Origin of the sequence: Neisseria shayeganii 871, assembly GCF_000226875.1 — a bacterium.
GTDB lineage: Bacteria > Pseudomonadota > Gammaproteobacteria > Burkholderiales > Neisseriaceae > Eikenella > Eikenella shayeganii.
This window is the reverse complement of the sequence record NZ_JH164926.1, coordinates 297,208-298,644: the sequence shown is the minus strand read 5'-3', so window position 1 is coordinate 298,644 and position 1,437 is coordinate 297,208. Positions and strand designations below refer to the sequence as shown.

Below are 1,437 nucleotides of genomic sequence, written 5' to 3'. Positions count from 1 at the left end.
ACTATACGGCAGTCCACTTCAGCCCCAAAATTTTAAGTACTAATTTTATATGAATAATTATCTATTAAATCCTTTAGTATCTATTATCATTCCGTGCTTTAATGCTGAAGATTTTGTTGAGCTAGCTATACGATCAATTATGGAACAAAGTTATTCCAATATGGAAATTATTGTTTTAAATGATCAATCTACTGACAATACTGGCAAAATTTTAAAAAAATTAGCATCTGAGGATAGCCGTATTATTTATATAGAAAATGAGAAAAATATAAAATTAGTTGATACTTTAAATAAAGGATTATTATTATGTAATGGAAAATACATTGCTCGTATGGATGCAGATGATGTATCAAGAATAGATAGAATTCAAAAACAAGTAGAATTTTTAGAGAAAAATCCTGATATTGCTATTTTAGGTAGTGCGATGCAAATTTTTGGAGAGGGCATAAAAGAAAAGAACTACTTAATCCAACTAAACATGAAAGAATTATTGCAAAAATGTTTGTTGCATCCCCTCTTTTCCATCCAACAATTATGATAAGAAAAGAATTAGTAGATAATGGTATATTTAAATATGATTAAAAATTTTTTTTAGAGTAGAAGATTATCACCTATGGGTTAAGTTAAGTACTGAAAAAGTCAAATTTGCCAACCTGCCAGATGTTTTATTAGATTACCGTTTCTCAATAAATAGTGAAACTCGACTGGGAGAAAAAAATCTGGCCGAACGAATTGAAAGCCATTCAAAAATATATGAAATTATTTTCCATAACAATAATATAAGTTTAAACAAAGATGAAATTTACCTATATACAAAAACCATGAGCAAAAATTGGATTGATGAAACCATATTACTTAATTGCATATTAAAAATATATAATAAAATAATTAATCAATCTGAAAACAAGTTTATAAAAGAATATTTAGCAAAACGTTGGATTTATTTTTTGTTTAAAACCCAAAATTTCTCGATTATAGAAATTAAAAAAATTATTACCTCTTTTATCACTTATATTGGTATCTACTCTATAATTAAAGATAAGTTAAAATGAATTTATTACTTATATTTTATCATTATCCTATCATTTTATAATATTCAACTTTCCTATCTCGCTCGTTTATATATCATTAGCTATTTCAATTCTTGTATTATTGACAATTTTCTTAATAATTTTTATTTTTTTTACTTGGAAATTCTTTAATTATTTTTATTTCTATTGGGCTATCTATAGCCATAATTCATGAAACTTTGGAAGTTTCCATTTTTAAGATTAATTTTTAAAGGGGCTTAGGAAGCAAAATTCATTTTAAAGGATCTTTCCGTAACATTCCCAGCAGCACTTTGTACAAATCATCATGCCTGTGATTGAAGCGGAACTCGGTTTCTTTTAAATGCAGGTAAAACGTATGTTTCGGCACACCGTTAAATTGTAGAAA

Annotated in this window: 1 protein-coding gene and 1 pseudogene; one reads left to right on the top strand and one right to left on the bottom strand. The window is 26.3% G+C overall.

The genetic code is table 11. The features are described from left to right. The first annotated feature begins 49 nt into the window (after positions 1-49). Complete coding sequence (locus HMPREF9371_RS10955; RefSeq protein WP_083813951.1) at positions 50-538, top strand: glycosyltransferase family 2 protein; 489 nt, start codon at positions 50-52, stop codon at positions 536-538. Positions 539-1,302: 764 nt separating this feature from the next. Here HMPREF9371_RS10955 and HMPREF9371_RS01345 read toward each other — a convergent pair. Beyond that, positions 1,303-1,437: pseudogene (locus HMPREF9371_RS01345) on the bottom strand (IS1595 family transposase); the annotation flags it as partial.

What these genes read in the sequence shown, in the direction of transcription:
- HMPREF9371_RS10955 (WP_083813951.1), top strand. Translation starts at nt 50, where the DNA reads ATGAATAATTATCTATTAAATCCTTTAGTATCTATTATCATTCCGTGC.